Source organism: Candidatus Zymogenus saltonus (assembly GCA_016929395.1).
Taxonomy (GTDB): domain Bacteria; phylum Desulfobacterota; class Zymogenia; order Zymogenales; family Zymogenaceae; genus Zymogenus; species Zymogenus saltonus.
Genome location: JAFGIX010000019.1, coordinates 1 through 22,429 on the forward strand (window position 1 = coordinate 1; position 22,429 = coordinate 22,429).

A 22,429-nucleotide genomic window follows, 5' to 3' on the forward strand; every position below is an offset into this window, starting at 1 on the left:
AAAGAAACGAGATACCAAAGGAAGCCGCCTAAATCGGCGGCCCCGAGAGGACATACTGTACGGAAGGTGCTTGACTTTTACACATTACCTTTATCATGGAGTGCTATATTTTGGCCCCGTTGATATTCCTTTTATTGGAGAAAACTCCGAAATGGATTTTTTTTCTCGTAATTACAATACTACTGTTCCTTGTGCAGATACTCGACTTTCATATCTTGCATATTAAGGCAAGGCACGCACATGACTATGGATTTATAGCCTCGCATATTTATCTCTTTTCTTTGGGTATGTTTATGTGCGGAGTTAAATTTGAGAACCTGAAAATACCCCCCATATTTCTCCTGCTATATCCTATATTATATATATTCCAAAGATTTCTTTTTTACACGGGGGGATTGTCCGAGCAGATGATTGCCAATTACATAATATCGTATATCCTTATTATTTTCTATTTCCTTTTTTGTCTATATATAATTAATTACAGTAAAGAATTGCCCCTTCAAAAAATCTTTGAAAACCTCGGTAAATACTCATATTCGATCTATCTTTTTCATTTGCTCTATTATTCCCTGATAGGTCTCTCTATAGGTGCAGACGGGTTTTCAGACGTTATCTTAACGACTTTACTTTTTCCATTATTTTTTATATTCTGTAGTCTGATAGAGAATGGATTCAGTATTGAAAATTGGAAGTCAATCTATGACGCCAAGTTTGGAAAACAAGAAACTCTGTCAAATTAATAAATATGACATCTACGCCCCGGAGGAGATCCCCTGTTGACTGATCGGCATTCTCTGCTAAACGTTGAAAGAAAACTAAGAGGAATTGAAAAATGAAAAAGGCGGTTTTGTTTTTGGCCGTTCTTTTTGTCTTTGCTTCCGCCGCTCACGCCGAGGAGTGCAAATGCACAAAACCCGCCGCCATAAGGTGGGGGCAGGAGCATAAGTACGACGGGGACGACGCCTATTTCAGTAAGTACCTGGAGTATCTCACCTACGGCCAGAACCACATGGCCAAAAAGGAGTACTCGAGGGCTATAGATTATTTCAAGTCGGCCATAGAGTTAGAGAGGTGCCTGCCGGAGCCATACGCCAATACAGCGTGGTGCTATGTGCAGCTCGGCTATGAAAACGAGGCGATGGATTACTACGAGAAGGCGTGCGAGAGGGCCGGCTGCGACAGCCTGTTTGCCGATTCCTGCAATGAATATCAGAAGCTCCGCAATAGGCTTTTGGGCTACTGATCGCTTTCAGATGGTGTCGAAATAGTCACCGCACAAAGGCCAAGAAAAACCTCCTTTAAAAAACTATACTGTCATTCCCTTGGGAAGCGGGAATCCAGCATTATATGTAATTCCCGTGAAAGCGGGAATCCAGCCTGTCCCTGCGTATGTAGGGATTGATATCAATCTGGATTCCCAATCAAGTTGGGAATGACAGGATAGATTTCCGGTCAAGTTGGGAATGACGGAATAGGGGCTCCCAATAAACTTGGGAATTACAAACAAAAAGGGATTGCTGAAATATCAAGTCCCGCAATCCCCTGTATTACTGGCTTGAGGACAATAATTATCCTGTAATCTATCCCACACCTGATAAAAAGGGGGTTACGAAAATATCGCAACCCCCTGACCTTACTGGCTGGGGGACAAGGATTCGAACCTTGGTTGATGGATCCAGAGTCCACAGTCCTGCCGCTAGACGATCCCCCAATTTTTTCTAATATAAAAATACTATTGAAAAAAAGACCTCGTGTCAATACTAAAGTGGGATAAAGCGGCTTTTTATCTTTTTAAGACAAGTCACTGCGAGTTTAGAATTCTATATTTAGTCCCCTCTTTCTGGGGGCAACCTGAGATATGGCCGATTGAGTTTTCATCCACCTGTATATCGATTCCGTCGGCGCGATCCACACCCTCCCGGTCCCCCTAAAGGTCTGAAGAAGCCCTTCGCCGCCTGCTATGCTTCCAATCAGGCTCTTTGTAGATCTCTGAACGGTAAAGTCGACGCTGTCGGTCCACATCAATGCGAAATTGCCGTCAATCGAGAGCTTTTGGTCCATGAGGTCTATCCTCTTGATCTCGCTTAGGGGCACCGGGCTTTCCAGTGCCGCGATTCCGGTGCCGGTGAGCTTCGTCTGAAACAGCCCCTCTCCGCCGAAGAGGACAGCAGAGATGTTTTTGAGCCTCACCACGTCCACGTCGACCGCTCCCTCGCAGCAGTAGAACATCCCCTTGTTTACTACAAGGGACTCGTTTTTGAGCCTGTAGATGACGTAGTGGCCGAAGGAGGGCTCCAGGAATATCTCCCCCGTGCCCGAGTACCTCGGCTTGTAGGCGGTCTCCTTGGCCAGAAATTTGGATTTGAGGGCCTTTCTCCCCTCCAGCTTGGACTCCATTTCGACGTCGCCCTTCATATACTGCAGGGCTCCCGCCTCGACGACCGCCTCGCCGTTGTCTAACGTAATCTTGACCTGCTTGAGCTTGATGCCGCTCTTGTTGGCGTAATAGAGGGCCTCGGCCGTTTCGATGTCCTTCGAGCCCTCGATCTTTTCGTACTGCAGAATCTCGATCTTGCACCCCCTGCCGAGCGCCGAGTCGAGGACCTCAATCTTTACCGGATCCTTGACGACCTGGCTGCTTATCGGGGGAAGCGCCGATACGACGGTCGCCGTCACAGTTTCCATGCCCGGCTTCGGTCTCTTGATCAAGAATCTGTGTTTGCATTTTGGGCAGTTTAGATATTTGCCACTCTCCGGGATTTTCTCCTCGTTGATGTTTCCCCTAAAGTCGCATTTTGGACAGTGTATTTCCATATCGCCCTCCAAACAGATATTCCGAAATTTACTGTTGCGCCCTCTATTAAGCCAAAGACCTGTGATTCTAAATGTCCCACTTTCTGAAAGCGAGGTAGATTATCATCAGCGAGATCAGGGGGAGATTTGCGGTCAGCAGGTCAAGGCGGTTCAGTTTAACCTCGACGATAATCCCCATAAGGAGAAACGTCAGGAGAACCAGAAACGGTATCTCGGACGTTATCCACTTTTCAATTTTCACCTCAATCCTCCTCGATTGAAAAAATCATGGACTTTCCGCTTCTTCCCTTGATCCGTGATTTTACGGCCTGAAAAAGCCGATTAATAAACGGCGGCTCATCCGAGAAAGACATCCCGAAGCATCGAAGCGCTTTAGACCCTTTTCAATCCCTTATGATACTCCTGAATCGACTTTACCTCGATATCCCCCTTGATGATCTTCTCAATGCCCTCAACGGCGGCCCTCGCCCCAGGGATCGTCGTGAAGACCGGGATGTTGGCAAGGAGCGAGTTCCTCCTGATGTAGCTCGAGTCTTTGATGGATTGTTTCCCGGTCGTCGTGTTTATCACCATCTGGATCTCATTGCTTTTTATTTTATCAACGACGTCGGGACGCATCTTTTCCTTCAATTTATATACGAATTCGGTCTTAATCTTGTTTTCCACCAAAAACCTGTGTGTGCCGGTGGTGGCGATGATGCCGAAGCCGAGGTCGGAGAATTTTTTCGCAACATCCAGCACATTGTCCTTGTCGCTGTCCTTTACGCTGATAAAGACGTTTCCCTTGAGTGGAAGCTCAAGGCCGCAAGCGAGCTGTGCCTTATAGAACGCCCGGGCGAAGTTTGTGTCGATCCCCATGACCTCGCCGGTCGATTTCATCTCCGGGCCAAGAAGGGTGTCGACCCCGGGGAATTTCGCGAACGGAAAGACCGACTCCTTCACCGACATATGCTTCGGGATAACCTCCTTCGGCAGGTTGAAGGTGTTAAGCTTCTCGCCCGCCATGACCCTCGCGGCGATCTTTGCCATCGGAATCCCTATCGCCTTGCTGACGAAGGGGACGGTGCGGCTCGCCCTCGGGTTCACCTCGATGATATATATCTCCCCGTTCTTAACGGCGAACTGGACGTTCATAAGCCCCACGACCTGAAGCTCCAGGGCGAGCTTTTTGGTCTGCTTCTTTATCTCCTTGACCACGTTTTCCTTGACGGAGTACGTGGGGAGGCTCATCCCGCTGTCGCCGGAGTGTACCCCCGCCTCCTCGATATGCTCCATGACGCCGCCTATGAAGACCTCCTCCCCGTCCGAGACGGCGTCCACGTCGAGCTCCAGGGCGTCGGAGAGAAACTTGTCGATCAATACCGGGTGCTCGGGGCTCGCCATGACGGCAAGCCTCATGTAGTTTCTCAGGTCTTCCTCGTCCTGAACTATCTCCATCGCCCTTCCCCCCAGGACGTAGGAGGGTCTGACCAAGACCGGATAGCCGATCTTATTCGCGATTTCTATCGATTCCCCCACGGAGCGGGCTATCCCGTTGTCCGGCTGTTTCAGCTTCAGTTTGTTCAAAAGTTCCTGGAATCTCTCCCTATCCTCGGCCCTGTCGATGGAGTCGGGCGACGTGCCGATGATGGGAACTCCCGCCCTCTCGAGGGGCACGGCGAGCTTGAGGGGCGTCTGGCCGCCGAACTGGACGATCACGCCGTCCGGCCTCTCGGTGTCCACGATGTTCAGGACGTTCTCGAAGGTCAGCGGCTCGAAGTAGAGCCTGTCGGACGTGTCGTAGTCGGTGCTGACGGTCTCCGGGTTGCAGTTTACCATGATCGTCTCGAAGCCGGCCTCAGCCAGAGCGAAGGAGCCGTGGACGCAGCAGTAGTCGAACTCGATTCCCTGGCCTATGCGGTTCGGCCCGCCCCCCAGGATCATTATCTTCTTCTTATCGGTCGGCTTTGCCTCGCACTCCGTCTCGTAGGTGGAGTAGAGGTAGGGAGTATACGCCTCGAACTCGGCGGCGCAGGTGTCCACCCTTTTGAATACGGAGGCGACCCCGTGATCCATCCTGATACGCCTGATCTCAATCTGGTCGATACCTGTAAGCTCCGACAGCCTGAGGTCGGAGAAACCGTACTCCTTTGCCTCCAGCAGGATGTTTTTAAAATTTTCCCGGTCAAGCTCGTCGATGTGGTCGGAGAGGTCTAAAAGCTCGTCCTCCATCTCGACTATCTGGGAGATGTTGGTCAAAAACCAGGGGTCGATCTTCGTGACCTCGTGAACCTTTTCCACGGAGATGTTTTGGCGGAAGGCCTCGGCGATCAGGAGCACCCTGTCCGAGCTAGGATTGCCCAGCTTCCTCAGGATCAGGTCCTTCCGCTCTTTTTTCGTAAGCTTCCTCTCCTCCTCGGTCAGGGGGTCGTTGAATCCGGTGTAGCCGGTCTCGAGGGAGTTCAGGGCCTTCTGAATCGATTCCCTGAACGTCCTCCCGATGGCCATTACCTCTCCCACCGACTTCATCTGGGTTGTGAGGTACGGCTCCGACTGGGGGAACTTCTCGAAGGTGAATCTGGGGATCTTAGTGACGACGTAGTCTATCGTCGGTTCAAAGGAGGCGGGCGTCTCCTTGGTGATGTCGTTTCTGATCTCGTCCAGCGTAAGCCCCACGGCGAGCTTCGCCGCTATCTTGGCGATCGGAAAGCCGGTGGCCTTGCTGGCCAAGGCCGAGCTTCTCGACACCCTAGGGTTCATCTCGATGACCACGAGCCTTCCGTCTACGGGGTTTACGGCGAACTGGATGTTGCTCCCGCCGGTGTCCACCCCGATCTCCCTGATTATCGCTATCGAGGCGTTCCTCATTATCTGGTACTCTTTGTCGGTCAGGGTCTGGGCCGGGGCGACGGTTATCGAGTCGCCGGTGTGGATACCCATAGGATCGAAGTTCTCTATGGAGCAGATGATGACCACGTTGTCGGCCGTGTCCCTCATGACCTCAAGCTCGAACTCCTTCCACCCCAGAACCGACTCCTCTATCAGCACTTGCCCAATGGGGCTTTGGTCTATCCCCCACCTGACGAAGCCCTCGAACTCCTCGAGGTTGTAGACGATGTTTCCCCCAGTGCCGCCCAGGGTGTAGGAGGGGCGGATGATGTTCGGAAAGCCGACCTTTGTGAGTACCTCCTTCGCCTCGTCCAGGGTTCTTGCATAGCCGCTCTCCGGCAGGTTCAGGCCTATCCTCTTCATCGCCGCCTTGAAGAGCTCCCTGTCTTCGGCCTTTTCTATCGCATCGAACTTTGCGCCGATTAGCTCCACGCTGTATTTATCGAGGACGCCCATGCGGTGGAGGTCGACGGCGATGTTGAGCCCCGTCTGTCCGCCGAGGGTGGGAAGGAGACAGTCCGGGCGCTCCACTTTGATTATCTTCTCGACGACCACAGGCGTTATCGGCTCGATGTAGGTTGCGTGGGCGAACTCCGGGTCGGTCATGATCGTCGCCGGGTTGGAGTTGACGAGGACGACCTCGTATCCCTCCTCCTTCAACGCCTTTACGGCCTGGGTGCCGGAGTAGTCGAACTCGCAGGCCTGACCTATGATGATAGGCCCGGAGCCGATGATCAGGATTTTCTTTATATCGGTTCTTTTGGGCATATTATCGGCTGTGTTCCGTCATCATTTCAAGAAAGTTACTAAAGAGGTACCTGGAATCGTGGGGGCCGGGCGAAGCCTCCGGGTGGTACTGCACCGAAAAGAGGGGAAGCTCCCTGTGTCTCAGCCCCTCCACCGTGTTGTCGTTGAGGTTTATGTGGGTCACCTCCGCCTCCTTAGGCAGGGACTCGGCCTCGACCGCAAAGCCGTGGTTCTGGGAGGTTATCTCCACCTTTGACGTTGCGAGGTTCTTGACCGGCTGGTTTGCGCCTCTGTGTCCGAATTTCAGCTTGTATGTCTTTCCACCCAGCGCCAGGGCGAGGAGCTGGTGCCCCAGACATATCCCGAAGATCGGAATCTTTGCACCCTTCTTTTCGATCAGCTTCTTGATCTCGTTTATGGCGTATGGAACGCCCTCCGGGTCGCCCGGGCCGTTGGAGAGAAATATCCCGTCGGGTTTGAACTCCATAACCATATCCGCCGGGGCGGACGCCTTGACTACCTTCACTCTTATCCCGAGGGAGGTCAGGTTAAAGAGGATGTTGTCCTTCATCCCGTAGTCGTAGGCCACCACGAGAAGCCCCGTGTCCTTCTCCGCCTTCGGCCTTTCCCCCGTAACTGTGGATAGATCTATGGGCTCCCTCTTGAAATCGTAGGTATCCTCGGTGGTCACCTCGCTTACGAGGTCCCTCCCGATGAGTCCGGGGGAGTCCTTCGCCTTCTGAACCATGATCTTGGGGGAGAGGTCGACGGTGGAGATGACCGACTTCATGGCGCCCGCCGTCCTGATGTGTCTGGTCAATGCCCTCGTGTCGATATTTCGTATGCCGATGATGTTGTGCCTCTTTAAAAAGGCGCCAAGGCTCTCCTCGCTACGGAAGTTGCTCACTATCGGCGAGATGTCCTTTACGATAAATCCGCTCACGTGGGGCTTCTTCGATTCGTTGTCGAAGGAGTTCGTCCCGTAGTTTCCGATCTGCGGGTAGGTCATGGTAACGATCTGCCCCTTGTAGGAGGGATCGGTCAATATCTCCTGGTAGCCGGTCATCGACGTGTTGAAGACCACCTCCCCGTCCCTTATGCCGTCGGCGCCGAAGGACTTCCCGTAGAAGATTGTGCCGTCCTCCAGGGCGATTGCCGCATTGTTCATATTTTGTACACTCCTTGAGTAAAGAAATATATAGCAATTTTAAATTTATTTCAAGTCTAATTCTGGACTTGAGTCAAAATATGGCTTATAATTGGAAGATTTTTTAAAGAGGCCCAAGTGATACCGAAGAGGGACGAGTGCCTTAAAATACTTCGGGAGCATGACGTCCCGGAGCACATCATCAGCCACAGCCTTACGGTGGAGCGGGTGGCCCTCTTCATCGCGGAAGAGGTAAACGCCGCGCTCGACAAGGAAGATTCGAGGCTTGACAATGATCTCATCAGCGCCGGGGCGCTCCTTCACGACATCGCGAAGGTAAAGGCGATGGAGACGGGGGAGCATCACGGCATGTTGGGGGGGAAGATGGTGAGGGAGATCGGATTTCCCGAGGTTGCCGATCTGGTCGAGCAGCACATCCGTCTGCGCAGTTACGACAAGAACGGCCGGATCTCGGAGGCGGAGGTAATCAACTACGCCGACAAGAGAGTTACCCACGACGATGTGGTGACGCTCTCCCATCGCTTTTCGGACATACGGCGCCGCTACGGGAAGAACTCCGACGAGATATTCGACAGGATCGACAAGACAATGGAGCTGACCTTGATTATCGAAAGGAAGATATTTGACGTTATCCCGATAGACCCGGATGATCTAGTGAAGATGCTGGAATTGACCGATTGAAAAAGGAGGAAAGAGAAGTTGGATTTCATACTCGACAGGCTCGCCATAGGCGACCTTTCAGACGCCAAGAACGAACAAATACTGAAAGACAGCGGCATTACCGCGATACTGAACGTCGCCCAGGAGGCGCACCTCGAGCCCGATCTCGACTATTTTGACTACTATAAAGTTAATATAGACGACGGACAGGCGATGGACCTCTCCCACATCGGGGACGCGGTGGACTTCATCCACACGCGCATCAGGCACGGCAAGGTCCTCGTCCACTGTCTGATGGGAGTCAGCCGTTCTTCCACCATAGTCCTCTGCTATCTCCACGAGTGCGGCTTCAGCCTGAGAAACGCCATGGACCTGGTCAAACGAAAGCGACCCGACGCCCAGCCCCACGTGGCGCTCTACAACTCCGTTCAGGAATACTATTTGAAGAAGGAGAGGGAGATCGCACAAGAGAGGGTAGCAAAAAGAAACAGCGTATGAGGGTTGGGGGAAGGCGGGGCGGGTCGATCGATTTTAATGGCGGGATCGCTTCTTCTCACCCATTAAGACGGGGCTCAAGGAAAACCGTGAGGAAAAGGGACGACTTGAAAGCAGAGATCAGGGAGATGTCAATCGATGACTACGACCATGTCATCGCCCTCTGGAAGGGGTTTTCCGGAATCGGCCTGTCGAGCGCGGACGAGAGGGAGGAGATCGGAAAATTCCTCGATCTTAATCCCCACACTTCGCTCGTCGTCGAGATCAACGGTGAGATCGCAGGGACGGCCCTCGGGGGCTTCGACGGGAGGAGGGGGTATGTTTACCACTTCGTGATCGAAAAGGAGATGCAGGGGAGGGGGCTAGGGACTTTGCTGTTGAAGGAGCTGGAAAGTCAATTCAAAAAGCTCGGCGCCCAGAGGCTCCACCTCATGATATACAACGACAACAAGGCGTGGAGATTCTACGAGAAGAGGGGGTACTTCAGGCGGGACGGCGAGCTCTTTATTATGAGCAGGGATATATGATAAAGGTTTGTCTATGAGAAATCGCACGGCAGTTTTCTCTACGGTCGCCGTCGTTTCGGGATTTGCCGTCTCGATCCTGGGGGCGTTTTTGATGACGAGGGCAGAGGCCCTCCAAAAGATAGTCGCCGGGCTTGTCATAGCCGTCGGCGTTATTTCGGTCTTTGTCGGCGTCGTACTCTATACGATCACATCGATAATCTACATGGTCTCCAAGCAGCCCAAGTACGAGACGGGGGCGGCCGTGGAGGGGGAGTATTACTCCCTCATGGAGTCGGGGGAGATCGAGGAGGTGCCGGTAAGGTTCCCGGCCCGGAGAACCCTCTCGGGCGGGATAGATAGGGTGCCCCTTACTATCAGGCTCTATTTCACACCTACCGGCAGATACACGGCATCAAGGACCGAGTTCTTCTCGCCCTTTGAGGGGGGCGGGGGACGAAAGAAGATGTTCAGGCTCTATCCCACGGGGCAGGAGGTGAGGTCGGACTTGGGCGTTGGGGAGAGGTTCGCCCGGGCGTTCTATGTGCCGAAGTCCGACTACGAGGCGTTTAAGGCTTCGGGGCTGAGCGCAGAGGCGATGGGGGCGCTGCTCGATTTTCAGGACGAGAACGGCGGTGTTTTGAGCATGGACCGGCGGGGCCTCTTCTGGAGCATCGGCCAACTCGATTTGGGGGGGCTCGGCTCCGATATCGCCCGGCAGTTCATTGAGACATTTAGAGTCGTTTCCGATTCCCTTGAACGAGTAGACGGTTCGGAGGTTGGTGATACCGAATCGGTGCCTGAAGAGCTCGTTTTCAATCCTAATAAAAGAATCGGAGGATCGTCGCAGCCGACCTACGCCACAAGGAGGACGCTGGTCGGTATAGTGGCGGCGCTTCTCCTGATCGGCGGCTTCTGCCTAATCGGTGCCGTCGTCACCTACGGTGGCGGAGGAGACAGGGAGACCTTCATAACCCTCACGGCGGTATCCGCCTTTACCCTTACCCCCGGCGTCGTCATGCTCCCCATATTGATTTACCACTTGGTTACGAGCAGGCCCGCATCAAAGCCTTAGGCTCAGATAAGGCCGTCCTCTCGACCTCTTCATATACAGCCGTCACGGCGATATACGGGATGGTTGTAATATACAATATACAATACGGGCGGCGGCGCTTCGCCTCGCGCTTATCTTTAAATATCGCTTTAATCTTTTCCTCGAACCTTGCGTTTACCCCAAACGCTATCCCGGAGTCAATTATAACCTCTCAGTATTTTTCCTATATATAGTATGGCAATGTAGTATTCTCATTTTTACCCTTTAAAAAAATCACAGAAAAATCATAAAAAAATCACATTAAAATCACACAAAAATAATAATTATATTTACATTTCTGTAAACACCGGGAAAATGAGAAAGTGGTCGGGTTACAAAAACTGGGACAATCGATGAACGAAGACAAATTCTTTGATCTATTTGAAAATGCGCCGAATGCGTACTTCTCGTTCGGGGCCGATTCCATCATACGTGTTTGCAACAGACGAGCCGAAGAGTTGACCGGATATGCCAGGGATGAAATGATGGGTCGGTCGATATTCGATTTTTATGCGGATACAATAGAGGGAAAGGCAAAGGCCGTAAAGGTCTTTAACGAAATCTTAAGAGGTGGTGGTTTTGGTGATGTGGAACTTATGATGCAAAGATCCGACAAAACGCATATTTGGGTGAACATTTCGTTGAATGCGATTTTAAATGAAAACGGAAAGCCGTCCGAGTTTCGTTCCATGGTTGTTGATATAACCGATCGCAAACGGGTGGAAGAAGAACAGGATATATTCATTAGAGAATTGATGGGGATTTTTTCCAAGGTTGGAGAGCTTGTGGGATTACTGCCAATCTGTTCTCACTGTAAAAAGATAAGGGACGATAATGGCGATTGGAAGCGAATAGAGGAGTATTTCGGTCAACATTTCGGGATGGAGTTCACTCACGCCTTCTGCCCCGATTGTATAGGCAAATTTCAATCCGAGGATATAAAGAATTGTAAATAGAACGGGTGAAAAGATGCAACTCCCACGAGCTTATTCGTTTTATCCCTGAAAATACAATAAACATGCTGAAGTTGAGAGAGGCTTCACGCTGTCGTGGGAGTTGCACATCCTTTAAAAAACCTCGTAAAAAATTTTGCGGAGGTTTTACATAAAAAGGGGGCCTAAAAGAGGCTTCCTTTTATAATATACATCTTGGCGGGAAATATATAGATTCGTCGATAATTGACTCGTCTTATGTCGACACCTTTAGTGACCGGGGCGGACTGAAAATCCTAAAAAAATCCCCTTATGATCAACAGCACCCCGAAAATCAGGAGGGGGATGCCGATTATGGCGCCGACCATCGTTGCGGACAGGATAACGCCGACGATCATAAAGACCAGGCCGAGGATCACGGCGACGAGCCTCCCGGTGAGCTTGGTAATCGCGGCCAACAGCCTCCAGAGGGCGACGAACGGCCAGAGTATCCACGGCGTCTTTCTCTCACTTTTAGTTATTTTTCCACTTCCATAAAAATCTTTGGGGGAAGTATTTCTCGTTTAACGAAAAAGGGGGCCTTGAACCGACCCCCCTTTCTCGTTATCCATCTCAAAAGAAAGGCGATGACTCGTAATTTGTTAACTCATCACATATCAAGACTTTCAGTGACATGGGGATTCTAACAAACTATCTTCCCTAATCCACCACCACAAAGTGCTCGATGTCGACGATCTTTCCCTCTCTCTTCTCCTTGAAGATCGCCTTGACCCTTGCCCCGACCTTCACCTTCGACTCGTCCTTTATCTCCACGAAGTGCTGGAAGCAGGTGTCCGCGCCGTCGAGCTTGATGAAGGCATATCCGTATGGAACCGGCTTTTTCTCTCCGGTCTCCGGATCGAGAAAGGCGAAGCGCAGGATCGTGAAGCTGTAGAGGACTCCCTCGCTTGCCACCTCCACCCACTCGTCCATCTCGGTGAAGCAGGGCCCGCAGAGCTTTCTCGGCGGGATGTAGACCTTTTTACATTTAGGGCACCTCACGCCCATGAATTTTTTATTGTCGCGGATCTCGGTCAGGAATCTGCTTCCATATTCACCTACCGCGTAGTTGAAGGGCTGTTCCCCTTCGCCGGAGTGCATCGTCAAGAGGTCGACTCCTTGGCTGCTCATAAAAGACCTCCTCTCTATTTACGGTTTTGTACTTCTTAAAACTGTCATATCGCTCCAGAAACACCCTCCGAATCCCGTGGCGACGGCCGTCTTCACGTCCGGGACCTGTCTCGCTCCGCCCTTGCCCATTATCTGAATTGCGGCCTCCGCCATCCTGAGGAGGGCGGTCGCGCCGATGCAGTTTGTGGCGATAACCCCTCCCGACGGATTTATCGGAAGCTCGCCGTCCATGTCCGTTTTGCCGTCTGCGATAAGTTTAGGCGCCCCTCCGGGCTTGCAGAGGTCCATCGCCTCTATCCAGGAGAGTCCGGCGTAAGAGTAGGGGAGGTATAGCTCCATGACGTCGATCTCTTTCAACGGCTCCTTGATTCCCGCCTTCTGGTACACCTCCTTCGCCGCAAGCTCCATCGAGCGAAGCCCGACCAGGTCTGTGTCGCCCAGGAGGTTGTAGGGGTGTTTTACCGCCCCTGCATGAAACCACGCCGGCTTCGGGCATATCTTCTCGGCGTATTCCTCCGTGGCGTAGACCACGGCGCATGCCCCGTCGGTCCTTGGGCATACGTCCAGAAGCTTGATTGGATCAGACAGCATCGGGGAGTTCATCACGTCCTCGACGGTGATTTCCTTTCTGAGTTGGGCGTAGGGATTGTTGCAGGCGTGCTTTCTGTCCCTTACGGCAACCCTCGCCGCGTCCTCCTGGGTGGCGCCGTATGTATGGAGGTACAGCATGGCCTCGACGGCAAGTCCCCCGATGGCCCCGGCGAAGACCAATCTGTCCCAGATCGGATCGAAGGCCGTGGTGATGGCGGCGGTCGTGTCCGACTCGGAGTTTTTTTCCCAGCCGATCGCCAGTACCTTGTCGAACATCCCGGAGGCGGTGAGGTAGTAACCGGCCTGGCCCACTGTGGAGCCGGTGGTTCCTCCTGTGGTGAGCTTGAACACCGGCTTCATGAATCCGCCGGTCCCGTCGATGCTCCACATGTCCACGTAGTTGATCCCCTCGAAGTGGTCCATGTTTCCTATAACCACGGCGTCGATGTCGTCGATGGTAAGCTCGCCGTCCTCAAGACAGCGATCGACCGCCTCGTTAATCAGTTCTATTCCGTTCACGTCCAGACGGCTCGAGCGGTGATTGGTCTGGCCCGTGGCAACTATTGCAGTTCTTTTCTTACCCATGTCGTTTACCTCCCTACTATCCAGACACAATGTGATTGGCCGCAGGCGCCGTTTATTCCGTGGGCGAGGGCCGTCTTGACTCCGTCGACCTGGTGCTCGCCGGCGTCTCCCCTGACCTGCAGGACCGCCTCTATAAGCCTTATCATTCCCCCCGGCGTCACAGGGTGGCCGGAGAGGAGTCCCCCGGACGGATTGACCGGCAGGTCCCCGTCCATCTCGGTTATCCCTTTGTCGATCAGCTTTCCTCCGCCGCCCGGCGGGCAGAAGCCGAGTCCCTCGTACCACATGAGCTCCATGTATGAGAAGGCGTCGTACACCTCGGCCACGTCAATCTCGTTAAGGGGGTCTTCGATCCCCGCCATTTCGTAGGCCTCCAGGGCCGCCTTGTCAAGGGCGCTGGCATCGGCCAGGTCCCTGTCTCCCAGAAAATATGCGTCGGCGGTGTAAGATACCCCCTTTACCCATACTGGCTTTTTGGCTTTTTTGGCCTTGTCGCCCCCCGCAAGAATGACCGCCGCCGCCGCATCCGATACCGGCGAACAGTCGTAGAGCTTTAACGGGTCCGAGATTACCCTTGAATTAAGGACGTCGTCCACGCTGATGTCCATGGCGATCTGGGCGTAAGGATTTTTAAGGGCGTTTTTATGGTTTTTTACGGAGACCTTTGCACACTGCTCCTCGGTTATACCGTATTTCGTCATGTAACGACGCATCTGCAGGGCCGAGCTGTTGATGGAGTCGAGGCCGATGGGTCTCATGTATAACGGGTCGAAAATCGCGTTGGTGATTAAGACATTTTCCGACTCCGATCCCTTTACGTGAGAGACGACGAGCGTGGTGTCGTATACGCCCGACAGGATTCTGGCCATCCCGTAGAATGCGGAGAAGGTGCCGTCTCCCTCCACGGCGGACATGTTCTTGGCGAGCCCGCCGCCGCAGGCGTCGTTTACCGCCATCGTCGAGATCGTCCGGCCGTCCCAGAAATCGTTGGATGTGGTTATTACGTTATCGATATCGTCCATGGTCATGCCGGCGTCGTCAAGCGCCTTTTTGGTAGCCTCGTATACCATATCTGCGAAGGTATCGCCGAGCTTATTCCTCTCGATCTTCGTCTGGCCGACACCGACAACGGCGATGTTTTCAATTTCTTTCATTTTTCCCCTCGCTAAATCGGTTTGAAGTGTTTAATGTCGAGTATGTGCCCTTTTCGGTCTTTGTTGAAAACGGCCTTTACCCTCATGCCGACCTTGATCTTTTCCGGGGGCGCCTCGCCTATAAGGTGAACCAGCCCTGTGTCCGCGCCGTCGAGGAGAATGATCCCGATTATTTGGGGCGAATCCTGCGGTATAAGGTCTGTCTTGTATCTGGCGATGGTGTAGGTCTGCAGTACTCCCTCGTCTTTGACCTCAGTCCACTCGTGGATTGGGACGAAGCAGTAGGTGCAGGTCTTTTTCGGCGGAACGAAAACCGCGTCACAGACGGGACACCTGGTGCCCCATATCTTCTGGTTCTCCTTTATCTCGGTGAGAAACCGGCTTCCCACCTCTCCAACTGACCAGGTGTAGGGCACTTTTATCCTACTTTTGTAGACTATAAGCTCCTGGTCGCCCGCTTTTTGGGTCATAATTAACCTCCGTAAATCCTACATAATGATGTTAGATGTTATTATTGCCGTTTGCAGCCGTTAGATTAAATACATAATTCGTATATGAATTCGCATATAGATTGGTTTAAAAAAAGTATCAGAGTTGGTCATATATGTCAAGGGTGGAGCGAGTTTTATGGAAGATTTGGTCGATTTTTTTAAAATGATTGATTTTTGACCAAAATTCGTCGTATAATGGGAAAAGGGGCGATCACAACATATAGATGTTTCCTTTTAAGACCCCACAAAATATTCATGGTTGTGGAGAAAAAACGCATAAGTTTGCTATAAATTTACTTAATTTCTTGACAATTTAGTGAAATTATATGAGAATTTAACCAAAAGGGTCTTGTTTTTTATTCACAAAAGAGTTTTTAATGGAACGAAAGGACATTCTTAACCTCCTGGCTGAAGAGCTTAGGACCGGTGGCAGGAAAGACCGAGAGGTGGCGGCCCTCTTTCTCAAGGATGTGCTCATTCGACGCAACGAATCGATATCCAACAAGATATTTGCGGCCAAACACCTCTTTGTCAATTGGTTGGAAGAGACCCTCACAAACGAAATACTCCTCATAAGAAAGGGTTACTACTCATATGTCATAAAGGAGTCTATTTTCAGGCTGAAGAGATCGCTCTTCGCATACCTGAGAAATATCAAGGATGAGCTCTTCTGGGATGAGGCCTATTCGGACCTGCTGATCAGGAATATCGTTTCGGTTGCGGCCGTTGTTGTCCTGGCCGTTCATGTCGGCAGCTGGAAGACGGTGGAAGACCTTAAAAAGCCGTCCCACAGTTACGTTACGATGGACAACAAGAACTGGGACGACGAGGTCCTGTCTACCATTCTGGCCGCGGAGGAGTTCGACTCGGTCCTTAGCGAAAGTCTGCGGGAAAACAGGATCCAGGAGCTTTTGGAATCGGGGCATTCTTACGTAAGGCTCATTCGTGTGACCGGCTACTACTCCCCGCTTCCGGACCAGGAGAGATACGCCACCGGCAGTTATAATGGAGACATCAGGTTGAACGGGAGGGGAGTGGCCGGCGCCGATTCCACACCCGTCTACCTGGGGATGGCGGCGGGACCGCCAAGCATGGGTTACGGCACGAAGCTAATCATAAGGGACCTCGCCAAGTACGACATGCCCGATATTTACACCGTGCACGACAGGGGCTCGGCCATCAAGGGCAACAGGGTGGATATCTGGATGGGGGCGGGCGAGGAGGCGATGGAAAAGGCCTACGAGATAACCGGTTACTACAAGGTGACGGTGGTAAAGGAGAAGAGGTAGACCCGGCCCTGTATGTGAAAGGCTGTCTCGTTGTACTCCGTCTCCCGAATGGCGAGTTCCCGAAGAGGCAGGCCCGGACAAATTATTTAGGATCAATATAAGATTATACATAATAGACGGTCGGCGGGAGCCGGCGTCATTTATTTAATTGAAAAAAGCCCCTCTATTTGGAGGGGATTTTTTTTGCCAAATAAGGTTTTTAACGGGGTTTTTTGACGAGAAGGATTTCTTCATATCGACGGAGGCGGTCATACCGACATCGATCTGTTTGCTAAAAAATATGTTGATTTATTTATCCTTTTCTGATAAAACATTAAACTATTCTAATATCAAAATGATCCAGGGGGGATAAAAGGGATTGAAGGAGAATCGAAGCTTAAAGGAACTCAGGGATCAGATAGACCTGATGGATGACGAGATACTGTCGCTCCTGAAAAAACGTGTGGATCTGGCAAAGCGGCTGGGGTTTGTCAAGAAGGACGCCAAGATGGACATCTTCGATCCCGCGAGGGAGGAGGAGGTCCTAAAGAGGCTCCTGACCTTTTCTTCCGACGAGCTGCCCGAAAAGTTCATTAACTCGGTCTACCGGGAGATAATCGGCTTTTCCAGATCGCTCCAGAGGCCGCCCCGGATAGCGTATCTGGGGCCGGTGGCGAGCTTTACCTACTCCGCGGCCCTGAGGAAGTTCGGAAGCTACGGGGAGTTCTACGCCTGTGTGAGTACAGACGATGTCTTCGATGCGGTTTTCAGAAAGGAGGCGGATTTCGGCGTCGTGCCGGTGGAAAACTCCACAGAGGGGATAGTCAGCCACACCCTCGACCAGTTTATAGAGTCGGGCCTCAAGATCTCTGGAGAGATATTCTTGAGGATCACGTTCGACCTGATGTCGAAGACCGGAAAGATCGAGGATATAAAGAAGGTGCTATCTCACCCCCACGGCCTCGCCCAGACCAGAAGGTGGCTCTCACACAATCTCCCGAAGGTCGAGCTTGTCGAGACGAACAGCACGTCGGAGGCGGCTCTTATCGCCTCGAAAGACAAGGGAGTTGCCGCCATAGGTAGCGAGGAGGCGGGAAAGATATACGAGCTGATCGCAGTGGAGAGGGACATCGGCGACAAGTCGGACAACTATACGAGGTTTCTGGTAATCTCCGAAAAATCACCTAAGGCCACCGGAAACGACAAGACCTCGATCCTCTTTTCGGTCAAGGACAAGCCGGGCATCCTCAATAAGGTGCTGGGGTCTTTCGCCAAGGTGAATATCAACCTGACGAAGATAGAATCCCGGCCCTCCAGAAGGGAGATATGGGACTACGTCTTTTTCCTGGACATGGAGGGACACGCCGAGGATAAAAAGGTGAAGAGGGCGCTTAAGGAGATCAACAAATACACGACATTCGTAAAGCTGATGGGTTCATACCCGAGAGACGAGAAAAGGAGCACAACATGATTAAAAAAATAGTCCCGGAGCACATCCAGAGTTTAACGCCTTACCCGCCCGGAAAACCGATCGAGGAGCTGGAGAGGGAACTGGGAATCACCGGCTCCATAAAGCTTGCATCAAACGAGAATCCCCTGGGCCCGTCGCCCATGGCGGTCGAAGCGATGAAAAAAGCGGTGGCCAACGTCCACCGATACCCGGACGGGAGCTGCTTCTATCTAAAGGAGAAGCTGAGCGAGCTCCAGGGGCTGAAGCCGGAGAATTATATTATAGGTAACGGCTCCAACGAGATCATCGAGATTCTGATAAGGGTCCTGGTCAGGGAAGGGGACGAGGTTATCATGGGGGACCCGAGCTTCATCGTCTACAGGCTTGTCACGCAGGGGGTTGGAGGAAAGAGCGTGATCGTCCCCCTGAAGGACTGGGTCTTCGACCTTGACGCCATGAAGGGGGCAATCACCGACAGGACGAGGCTCATCTTTATAGACAATCCGAACAATCCGGTGGGCACGACGATAAAGAAAGACGACTTCTCCCGCTTCATGGAGGGTCTTCCGAGGAGTTTGGTGGTTGTCCTCGACGAGGCGTACAAGGAGTTCGATACCAGCGGCGAAAGCCCAATATTCTCCGAATACATGGAGGGGGACGTTCCGATAATCTCGACCAGGACCTTCTCGAAGCTCTACGGCATCTCCGGGGCGAGAATAGGGTACGGCGTTGCCGTGCCGGAGACAATCTCGATGCTCAACAGGATCAGGTCTCCCTTCAACGTGAACTCCTTTGCCCAGGCCGGGGCTTTGGCGGCGCTCAGCGATCATGATTTTGTGAAGAAGACCCTCGACCTGACCCGCTCCGGGATGGAGTATCTCTACGGTGAATTTAAGAAACTTGGACTCAATTATATTCCGTCTCAGGCGAATTTCGTCCTCGTGGACGTGGGACAGCCGTCGCCGGCGGTCTATAATGCGATGCTGAAAGAGGGGGTAATAGTCAGGCCTATGGCCGGCTACGGCCTTGCTAATTACATAAGGATCACACTGGGGATCCCGGAGGAGAATGAGCGTTTTGTGGCGGCTTTAAAGAAGATTTTGGAGAGGGGGCTGTAAAGATGATTTTGATTTTAAAACCGGGCTATACGGAAGAGGAACTTGAGCACCTGCTGGAGAGGATCGAGGAGGCGGGCCTGACGCCGCACATATCCAAGGGTAAAGAGAGGACGATTGTGGGCGCGATAGGGGAGGAGCGAATCCTCCAGGCGCTCCCTATAGAATCGCTTCCGGGGGTCGAAAGGGCCGTCCCGATCCTTAAGCCGTATAAGGTGGTGAGTCGGGATTTCAAGAAGGAGGATTCTGTAGTCATGATAGGGGATGTCCCGATCGGGGGGGCGAAGATACAGGTAATAGCGGGGCCGTGCGCGGTGGAAGGCCTCGATATGTTAAGGGATATAGCAAGGAAAACCAAGGGGTCGGGATCGACGGTGCTCAGGGGCGGAGCGTACAAACCCAGGACGTCCCCCTATTCGTTTCAGGGTCTCGGGGAAGAGGGGCTCAAATACCTCGCCGAGGTGAGGGAAGAGGTCGGCCTTCCGGTGGTGACGGAGCTTATGAATATCAGATACTCCGACCTCGTCAATAAATATGCTGACGCCATTCAGGTAGGAGCGAGGAACATGCAGAACTTCGATCTCCTAAAGGAAATCGGCAAGATGAAGAAGCCGGTCATCCTGAAGAGGGGGCTTTCGGCCACGATCATGGAGCTCCTCATGAGCGCCGAGTACATCGCCTCCGAGGGAAATACCGATATTATCTTGTGTGAGAGGGGGATCAGGACCTTCGAAACGGAGACGAGAAACACCCTCGATATCAACGCCGTCCCCGTCCTGAAGATGCTTACACATCTCCCCGTGGTCGTCGACCCAAGCCACGCCACCGGCCGATGGGAGCTGGTGACGCCGATCGGGCTTGCGGGAATTGCGGCCGGGGCGGACGGGCTACTCGTTGAGGTGCACACGAATCCGGAGAAGGCCGTGAGCGACGGGAACCAATCCCTGAAGCCGGACAGGTTCCAGGAGCTGATGGAAAAGGCGAAAAGGGTCGCCGAGGCGGTCGGTAGGGTTATGTAGGTGTTCGATTGGGGGGCCGGATTGTTTGATTGGGGGCGGGATTATTTGTTGGGGGTTGGGTTATTCGGTGTAGGTTTGGTTATTAGGTGGGGATTGGGTTATTCTGCGGGGGTTGAGGCCGGCCGGGGTTATTTAGGGGTTGATTAGTATTACAGCGGTCAACATTTTTGTGAGGCGGTCTTTTGATGAAAGGTGATGTGCAGGTAAAGCCGGTCAGGGGACTCGTGGGCGAGATGGAGGTGCCCGGGGACAAGTCGGTTTCCCACAGGGCGGCCATCTTCGCCTCGATGGCGTCGGGGAGATCGGAGGTGGGTAACTTCCTCTTTTCGGAAGACACGCTGAGGACGGTCGAGATCATGAGGGGTTTGGGGGCGGATATTTCCTCTCATTCGAGATCGCTTCTGATTACGGGCGTGGGGGAGGGGGGATTCAGGGAGCCGGAGTCGGTTCTCGATTGCGGGAACTCCGGCACCACGATGAGGCTCATGATCGGCCTTCTTGCCGCCCAGGATTTCTTTTCCGTCCTCTCCGGGGACGCCTCCCTCGTTAAGAGGCCGATGGGGAGAGTGACGGTGCCATTGAGGGAGATGGGGGCCAAGATGATGGGGAGGGAGGACGCCTCTTTTGCCCCCATCGCCGTAAGGGGCGGAGGGCTTACCGGCATAAAATACGATATGCCGGTCAGCTCCGCTCAGGTGAAATCGGCGCTCCTCCTGGCCGGGATGGGGGCGGAGGGGTTGACCCGGGTGTCAGATCCCGGAAACTCGAGGGATCATACCGAGAGGATGATGCGCTACTTCAATATCCCGGTCGATGAAGAGGAAGGTTACATAACCGTTAGGCGCTGCGGAACGTTTAAGGGCCGGGACATCGACGTCGTCGGGGATATTTCTTCGGCGGCCTTTTTCATCGTCGGGGCGCTGGTAACCGAAAAGTCCGATCTTACGATCAAGGGGGTGGGGATGAATCCGGGGCGGAAGGGGTTTATCGAAACCCTGATAAAAATGGGGGCCGATATTACAATATTGAACGAGCGGGAAGTCTCCGGCGAGCCGGCCGGGGACGTCCGCGTGAAATCATCGGGACTCACGGGGATAGAGATCGGGGGCGACTCCATCCCCGGGATGATAGACGAGGTTCCGGTCCTCGCCGTGGCAGCAGCCTACGCCGAAGGGGAGACGGTAATCACAGGGGCTAAGGAGCTCAGGGTCAAGGAGTCGGACAGGATAAAGACAACGGCCGAAAACCTGACATCGCTGGGCGTTTCTGTGGAGGAGCTGCCGGACGGCCTCGTGGTAAGGCCAAAGGGGAGGGTAAGGGGGGGCGAGGCAAGGTCGTACGGAGACCATCGGGCGGCGATGGCGGCGGCGGTAGCCGGAATTTCGTCGGAGGCGGGAGTTAATATCTCCGATGCGGGCTGCGTGAGTGTCTCCTTTCCCGGATTCTTTGAAATGTTGCGCGAGGTTTCGATCTAACATTATAACTGAAGCGGCGGTCTAATGACGATATGACGGGTGAAAATCGGCTTATAATAACGATGGACGGGCCAGCCGGCTCCGGGAAGAGCAGTGTAAGCAAGGAGGTTGCAGCAAGGCTCGGCTACCGATATATCGACACCGGGGCGATGTACAGGGCTGTGGCGGTGATGTCTCACGAGCTCGGGATCGAGCCGGACGACGACGAGGGTCTCGAAAGGCTATGTGATAAGATCAACATCGAGTTTGTCGACGGGAATATAATAGTGGACGGCAGGGATCTGTCCAGCGAGATCAGGACGCCCACGGCGGACGGCCTCTCCTCTATGGTCTCCTCCAGGGAGCCGGTGAGGAGGGCAATGATAGCCCTCCAGCGGAAGATGGCCGCCAGGGGCGGCGTGGTCATGGAGGGGAGGGACATCGGGACCGTGGTTTTACCCAATGCGGACGCAAAGTTTTATATAACGGCCTCTCCCGAGATCAGAGGGGAGAGGAGACACAGAGAGCGGCTGGGAAAAGGGGAGGAATCTAACCTCGACGAGGTGATAGAGGCGATAAGGGATCGGGATGAGAGAGACTCCAGGAGGGAGCTCTCTCCCCTGAAGCCCGCCTCAGACGCCCAGATCATCGATACCTCAAATCTGGATATATCCGAGGTGGTGGGTACAATTCTAAAAAGGCTTGGAAAAGACGATTCTTGACGCGGAATAGTGAAATTGTAAGCTTTTATTCCATTTTTAGTATCGATAATGTCTTTTTAACTTGACTATTTGAAAAATATGGTTTAGTTTTAAGTTTTGATTTTGCATATAACCACCTGAGCGTGGTTTA

The 22,429-nt window shown here is 52.9% G+C and carries 22 protein-coding genes and 1 tRNA gene; 13 read left to right on the forward strand and 10 right to left on the reverse strand.

Annotated features, from left to right (window positions below; genetic code table 11):
• Positions 1-110 precede the first annotated feature (110 nt).
• Positions 111-740 carry an acyltransferase family protein gene (locus JW984_03675; GenBank protein MBN1572277.1) on the forward strand — a complete coding sequence of 210 codons (630 nt, stop codon included), beginning with the start codon at positions 111-113 and terminating at the stop codon, positions 738-740.
• Between the two features lie 92 nt (positions 741-832).
• A complete protein-coding gene (locus JW984_03680; GenBank protein ID MBN1572278.1) occupies positions 833-1,243 on the forward strand; it encodes a hypothetical protein in 411 nt (136 codons plus the stop codon).
• A 394-nt stretch (positions 1,244-1,637) separates the two neighbouring features.
• Here the strand turns inward: JW984_03680 and JW984_03685 are convergent.
• The 5 genes from JW984_03685 to carA form a co-directional block, all read right to left on the reverse strand.
• Positions 1,638-1,711: transfer RNA gene (locus JW984_03685), tRNA-Gln, on the reverse strand.
• Between the two features lie 101 nt (positions 1,712-1,812).
• Complete coding sequence (locus tag JW984_03690) at positions 1,813-2,814, reverse strand: zinc-ribbon domain-containing protein (GenBank protein MBN1572279.1); 1,002 nt, start codon at positions 2,812-2,814, stop codon at positions 1,813-1,815.
• A 67-nt stretch (positions 2,815-2,881) separates the two neighbouring features.
• Positions 2,882-3,055 (reverse strand): hypothetical protein, encoded by a 174-nt coding sequence (locus JW984_03695; GenBank protein MBN1572280.1) that lies wholly within the window; start codon positions 3,053-3,055, stop codon positions 2,882-2,884.
• A gap of 131 nt (positions 3,056-3,186) precedes the next feature.
• The gene (gene carB / locus JW984_03700) at positions 3,187-6,450 is read right to left on the reverse strand and encodes a carbamoyl-phosphate synthase large subunit (protein ID MBN1572281.1); all 3,264 of its coding nucleotides are present in this window, start codon (positions 6,448-6,450) and stop codon (positions 3,187-3,189) included.
• Between the two features lies 1 nt (position 6,451).
• A complete protein-coding gene (gene carA / locus JW984_03705; GenBank protein MBN1572282.1) occupies positions 6,452-7,597 on the reverse strand; it encodes a glutamine-hydrolyzing carbamoyl-phosphate synthase small subunit in 1,146 nt (381 codons plus the stop codon).
• Between the two features lie 117 nt (positions 7,598-7,714).
• Between carA and JW984_03710 the strand changes: the two genes are divergently transcribed.
• The 5 genes from JW984_03710 to JW984_03730 all read left to right on the forward strand — a co-directional run bounded on the left by JW984_03710 (position 7,715) and on the right by JW984_03730 (position 11,304).
• On the forward strand, positions 7,715-8,278 hold the full coding sequence (locus tag JW984_03710) for an HDIG domain-containing protein (GenBank protein MBN1572283.1): 564 nt from the start codon (positions 7,715-7,717) through the stop codon (positions 8,276-8,278).
• An 18-nt stretch (positions 8,279-8,296) separates the two neighbouring features.
• Positions 8,297-8,755 (forward strand): dual specificity protein phosphatase family protein, encoded by a 459-nt coding sequence (locus JW984_03715; protein MBN1572284.1) that lies wholly within the window; start codon positions 8,297-8,299, stop codon positions 8,753-8,755.
• A gap of 104 nt (positions 8,756-8,859) precedes the next feature.
• Positions 8,860-9,279 (forward strand): GNAT family N-acetyltransferase, encoded by a 420-nt coding sequence (locus JW984_03720; protein ID MBN1572285.1) that lies wholly within the window; start codon positions 8,860-8,862, stop codon positions 9,277-9,279.
• 13 nt (positions 9,280-9,292) lie between these two features.
• Positions 9,293-10,330: a hypothetical protein gene (locus JW984_03725; GenBank protein MBN1572286.1), complete on the forward strand. Its 1,038-nt coding sequence runs from the start codon at positions 9,293-9,295 to the stop codon at positions 10,328-10,330.
• 371 nt (positions 10,331-10,701) lie between these two features.
• A complete protein-coding gene (locus tag JW984_03730; GenBank protein ID MBN1572287.1) occupies positions 10,702-11,304 on the forward strand; it encodes a PAS domain S-box protein in 603 nt (200 codons plus the stop codon).
• Between the two features lie 272 nt (positions 11,305-11,576).
• Here JW984_03730 and JW984_03735 read toward each other — a convergent pair whose 3' ends face one another.
• From JW984_03735 to JW984_03755, 5 genes are all read right to left on the reverse strand, one after another.
• Positions 11,577-11,738 (reverse strand): hypothetical protein, encoded by a 162-nt coding sequence (locus JW984_03735; protein MBN1572288.1) that lies wholly within the window; start codon positions 11,736-11,738, stop codon positions 11,577-11,579.
• Between the two features lie 241 nt (positions 11,739-11,979).
• Positions 11,980-12,420 (reverse strand): Zn-ribbon domain-containing OB-fold protein, encoded by a 441-nt coding sequence (locus JW984_03740; GenBank protein ID MBN1572289.1) that lies wholly within the window; start codon positions 12,418-12,420, stop codon positions 11,980-11,982.
• Between the two features lie 48 nt (positions 12,421-12,468).
• The gene (locus tag JW984_03745; GenBank protein ID MBN1572290.1) at positions 12,469-13,626 is read right to left on the reverse strand and encodes a thiolase family protein; all 1,158 of its coding nucleotides are present in this window, start codon (positions 13,624-13,626) and stop codon (positions 12,469-12,471) included.
• Between the two features lie 5 nt (positions 13,627-13,631).
• Positions 13,632-14,771: a thiolase family protein gene (locus tag JW984_03750; protein ID MBN1572291.1), complete on the reverse strand. Its 1,140-nt coding sequence runs from the start codon at positions 14,769-14,771 to the stop codon at positions 13,632-13,634.
• A 20-nt stretch (positions 14,772-14,791) separates the two neighbouring features.
• Positions 14,792-15,250, reverse strand: a complete 459-nt coding sequence (locus JW984_03755) for a Zn-ribbon domain-containing OB-fold protein (protein ID MBN1572292.1) — start codon at positions 15,248-15,250, stop codon at positions 14,792-14,794.
• Positions 15,251-15,648: 398 nt separating this feature from the next.
• On the opposite strand from JW984_03755, the gene JW984_03760 reads away from it, so the two are divergent.
• The 6 genes from JW984_03760 to JW984_03785 all read left to right on the forward strand — a co-directional run bounded on the left by JW984_03760 (position 15,649) and on the right by JW984_03785 (position 22,299).
• A complete protein-coding gene (locus JW984_03760) occupies positions 15,649-16,560 on the forward strand; it encodes a 3D domain-containing protein (GenBank protein ID MBN1572293.1) in 912 nt (303 codons plus the stop codon).
• Positions 16,561-16,966: 406 nt separating this feature from the next.
• On the forward strand, positions 16,967-18,010 hold the full coding sequence (gene pheA, locus JW984_03765; protein ID MBN1572294.1) for a prephenate dehydratase: 1,044 nt from the start codon (positions 16,967-16,969) through the stop codon (positions 18,008-18,010).
• Positions 18,007-19,107 (forward strand): histidinol-phosphate transaminase, encoded by a 1,101-nt coding sequence (locus tag JW984_03770; protein MBN1572295.1) that lies wholly within the window; start codon positions 18,007-18,009, stop codon positions 19,105-19,107. The genes pheA and JW984_03770 overlap by 4 nt, the downstream gene beginning before the upstream one ends.
• A gap of 2 nt (positions 19,108-19,109) precedes the next feature.
• The gene (aroF, locus tag JW984_03775; GenBank protein MBN1572296.1) at positions 19,110-20,123 is read left to right on the forward strand and encodes a 3-deoxy-7-phosphoheptulonate synthase; all 1,014 of its coding nucleotides are present in this window, start codon (positions 19,110-19,112) and stop codon (positions 20,121-20,123) included.
• 185 nt (positions 20,124-20,308) lie between these two features.
• Positions 20,309-21,598 (forward strand): 3-phosphoshikimate 1-carboxyvinyltransferase, encoded by a 1,290-nt coding sequence (aroA, locus tag JW984_03780; protein MBN1572297.1) that lies wholly within the window; start codon positions 20,309-20,311, stop codon positions 21,596-21,598.
• Between the two features lie 32 nt (positions 21,599-21,630).
• Complete coding sequence (locus JW984_03785; protein MBN1572298.1) at positions 21,631-22,299, forward strand: (d)CMP kinase; 669 nt, start codon at positions 21,631-21,633, stop codon at positions 22,297-22,299.
• Positions 22,300-22,429 lie beyond the last annotated feature (130 nt).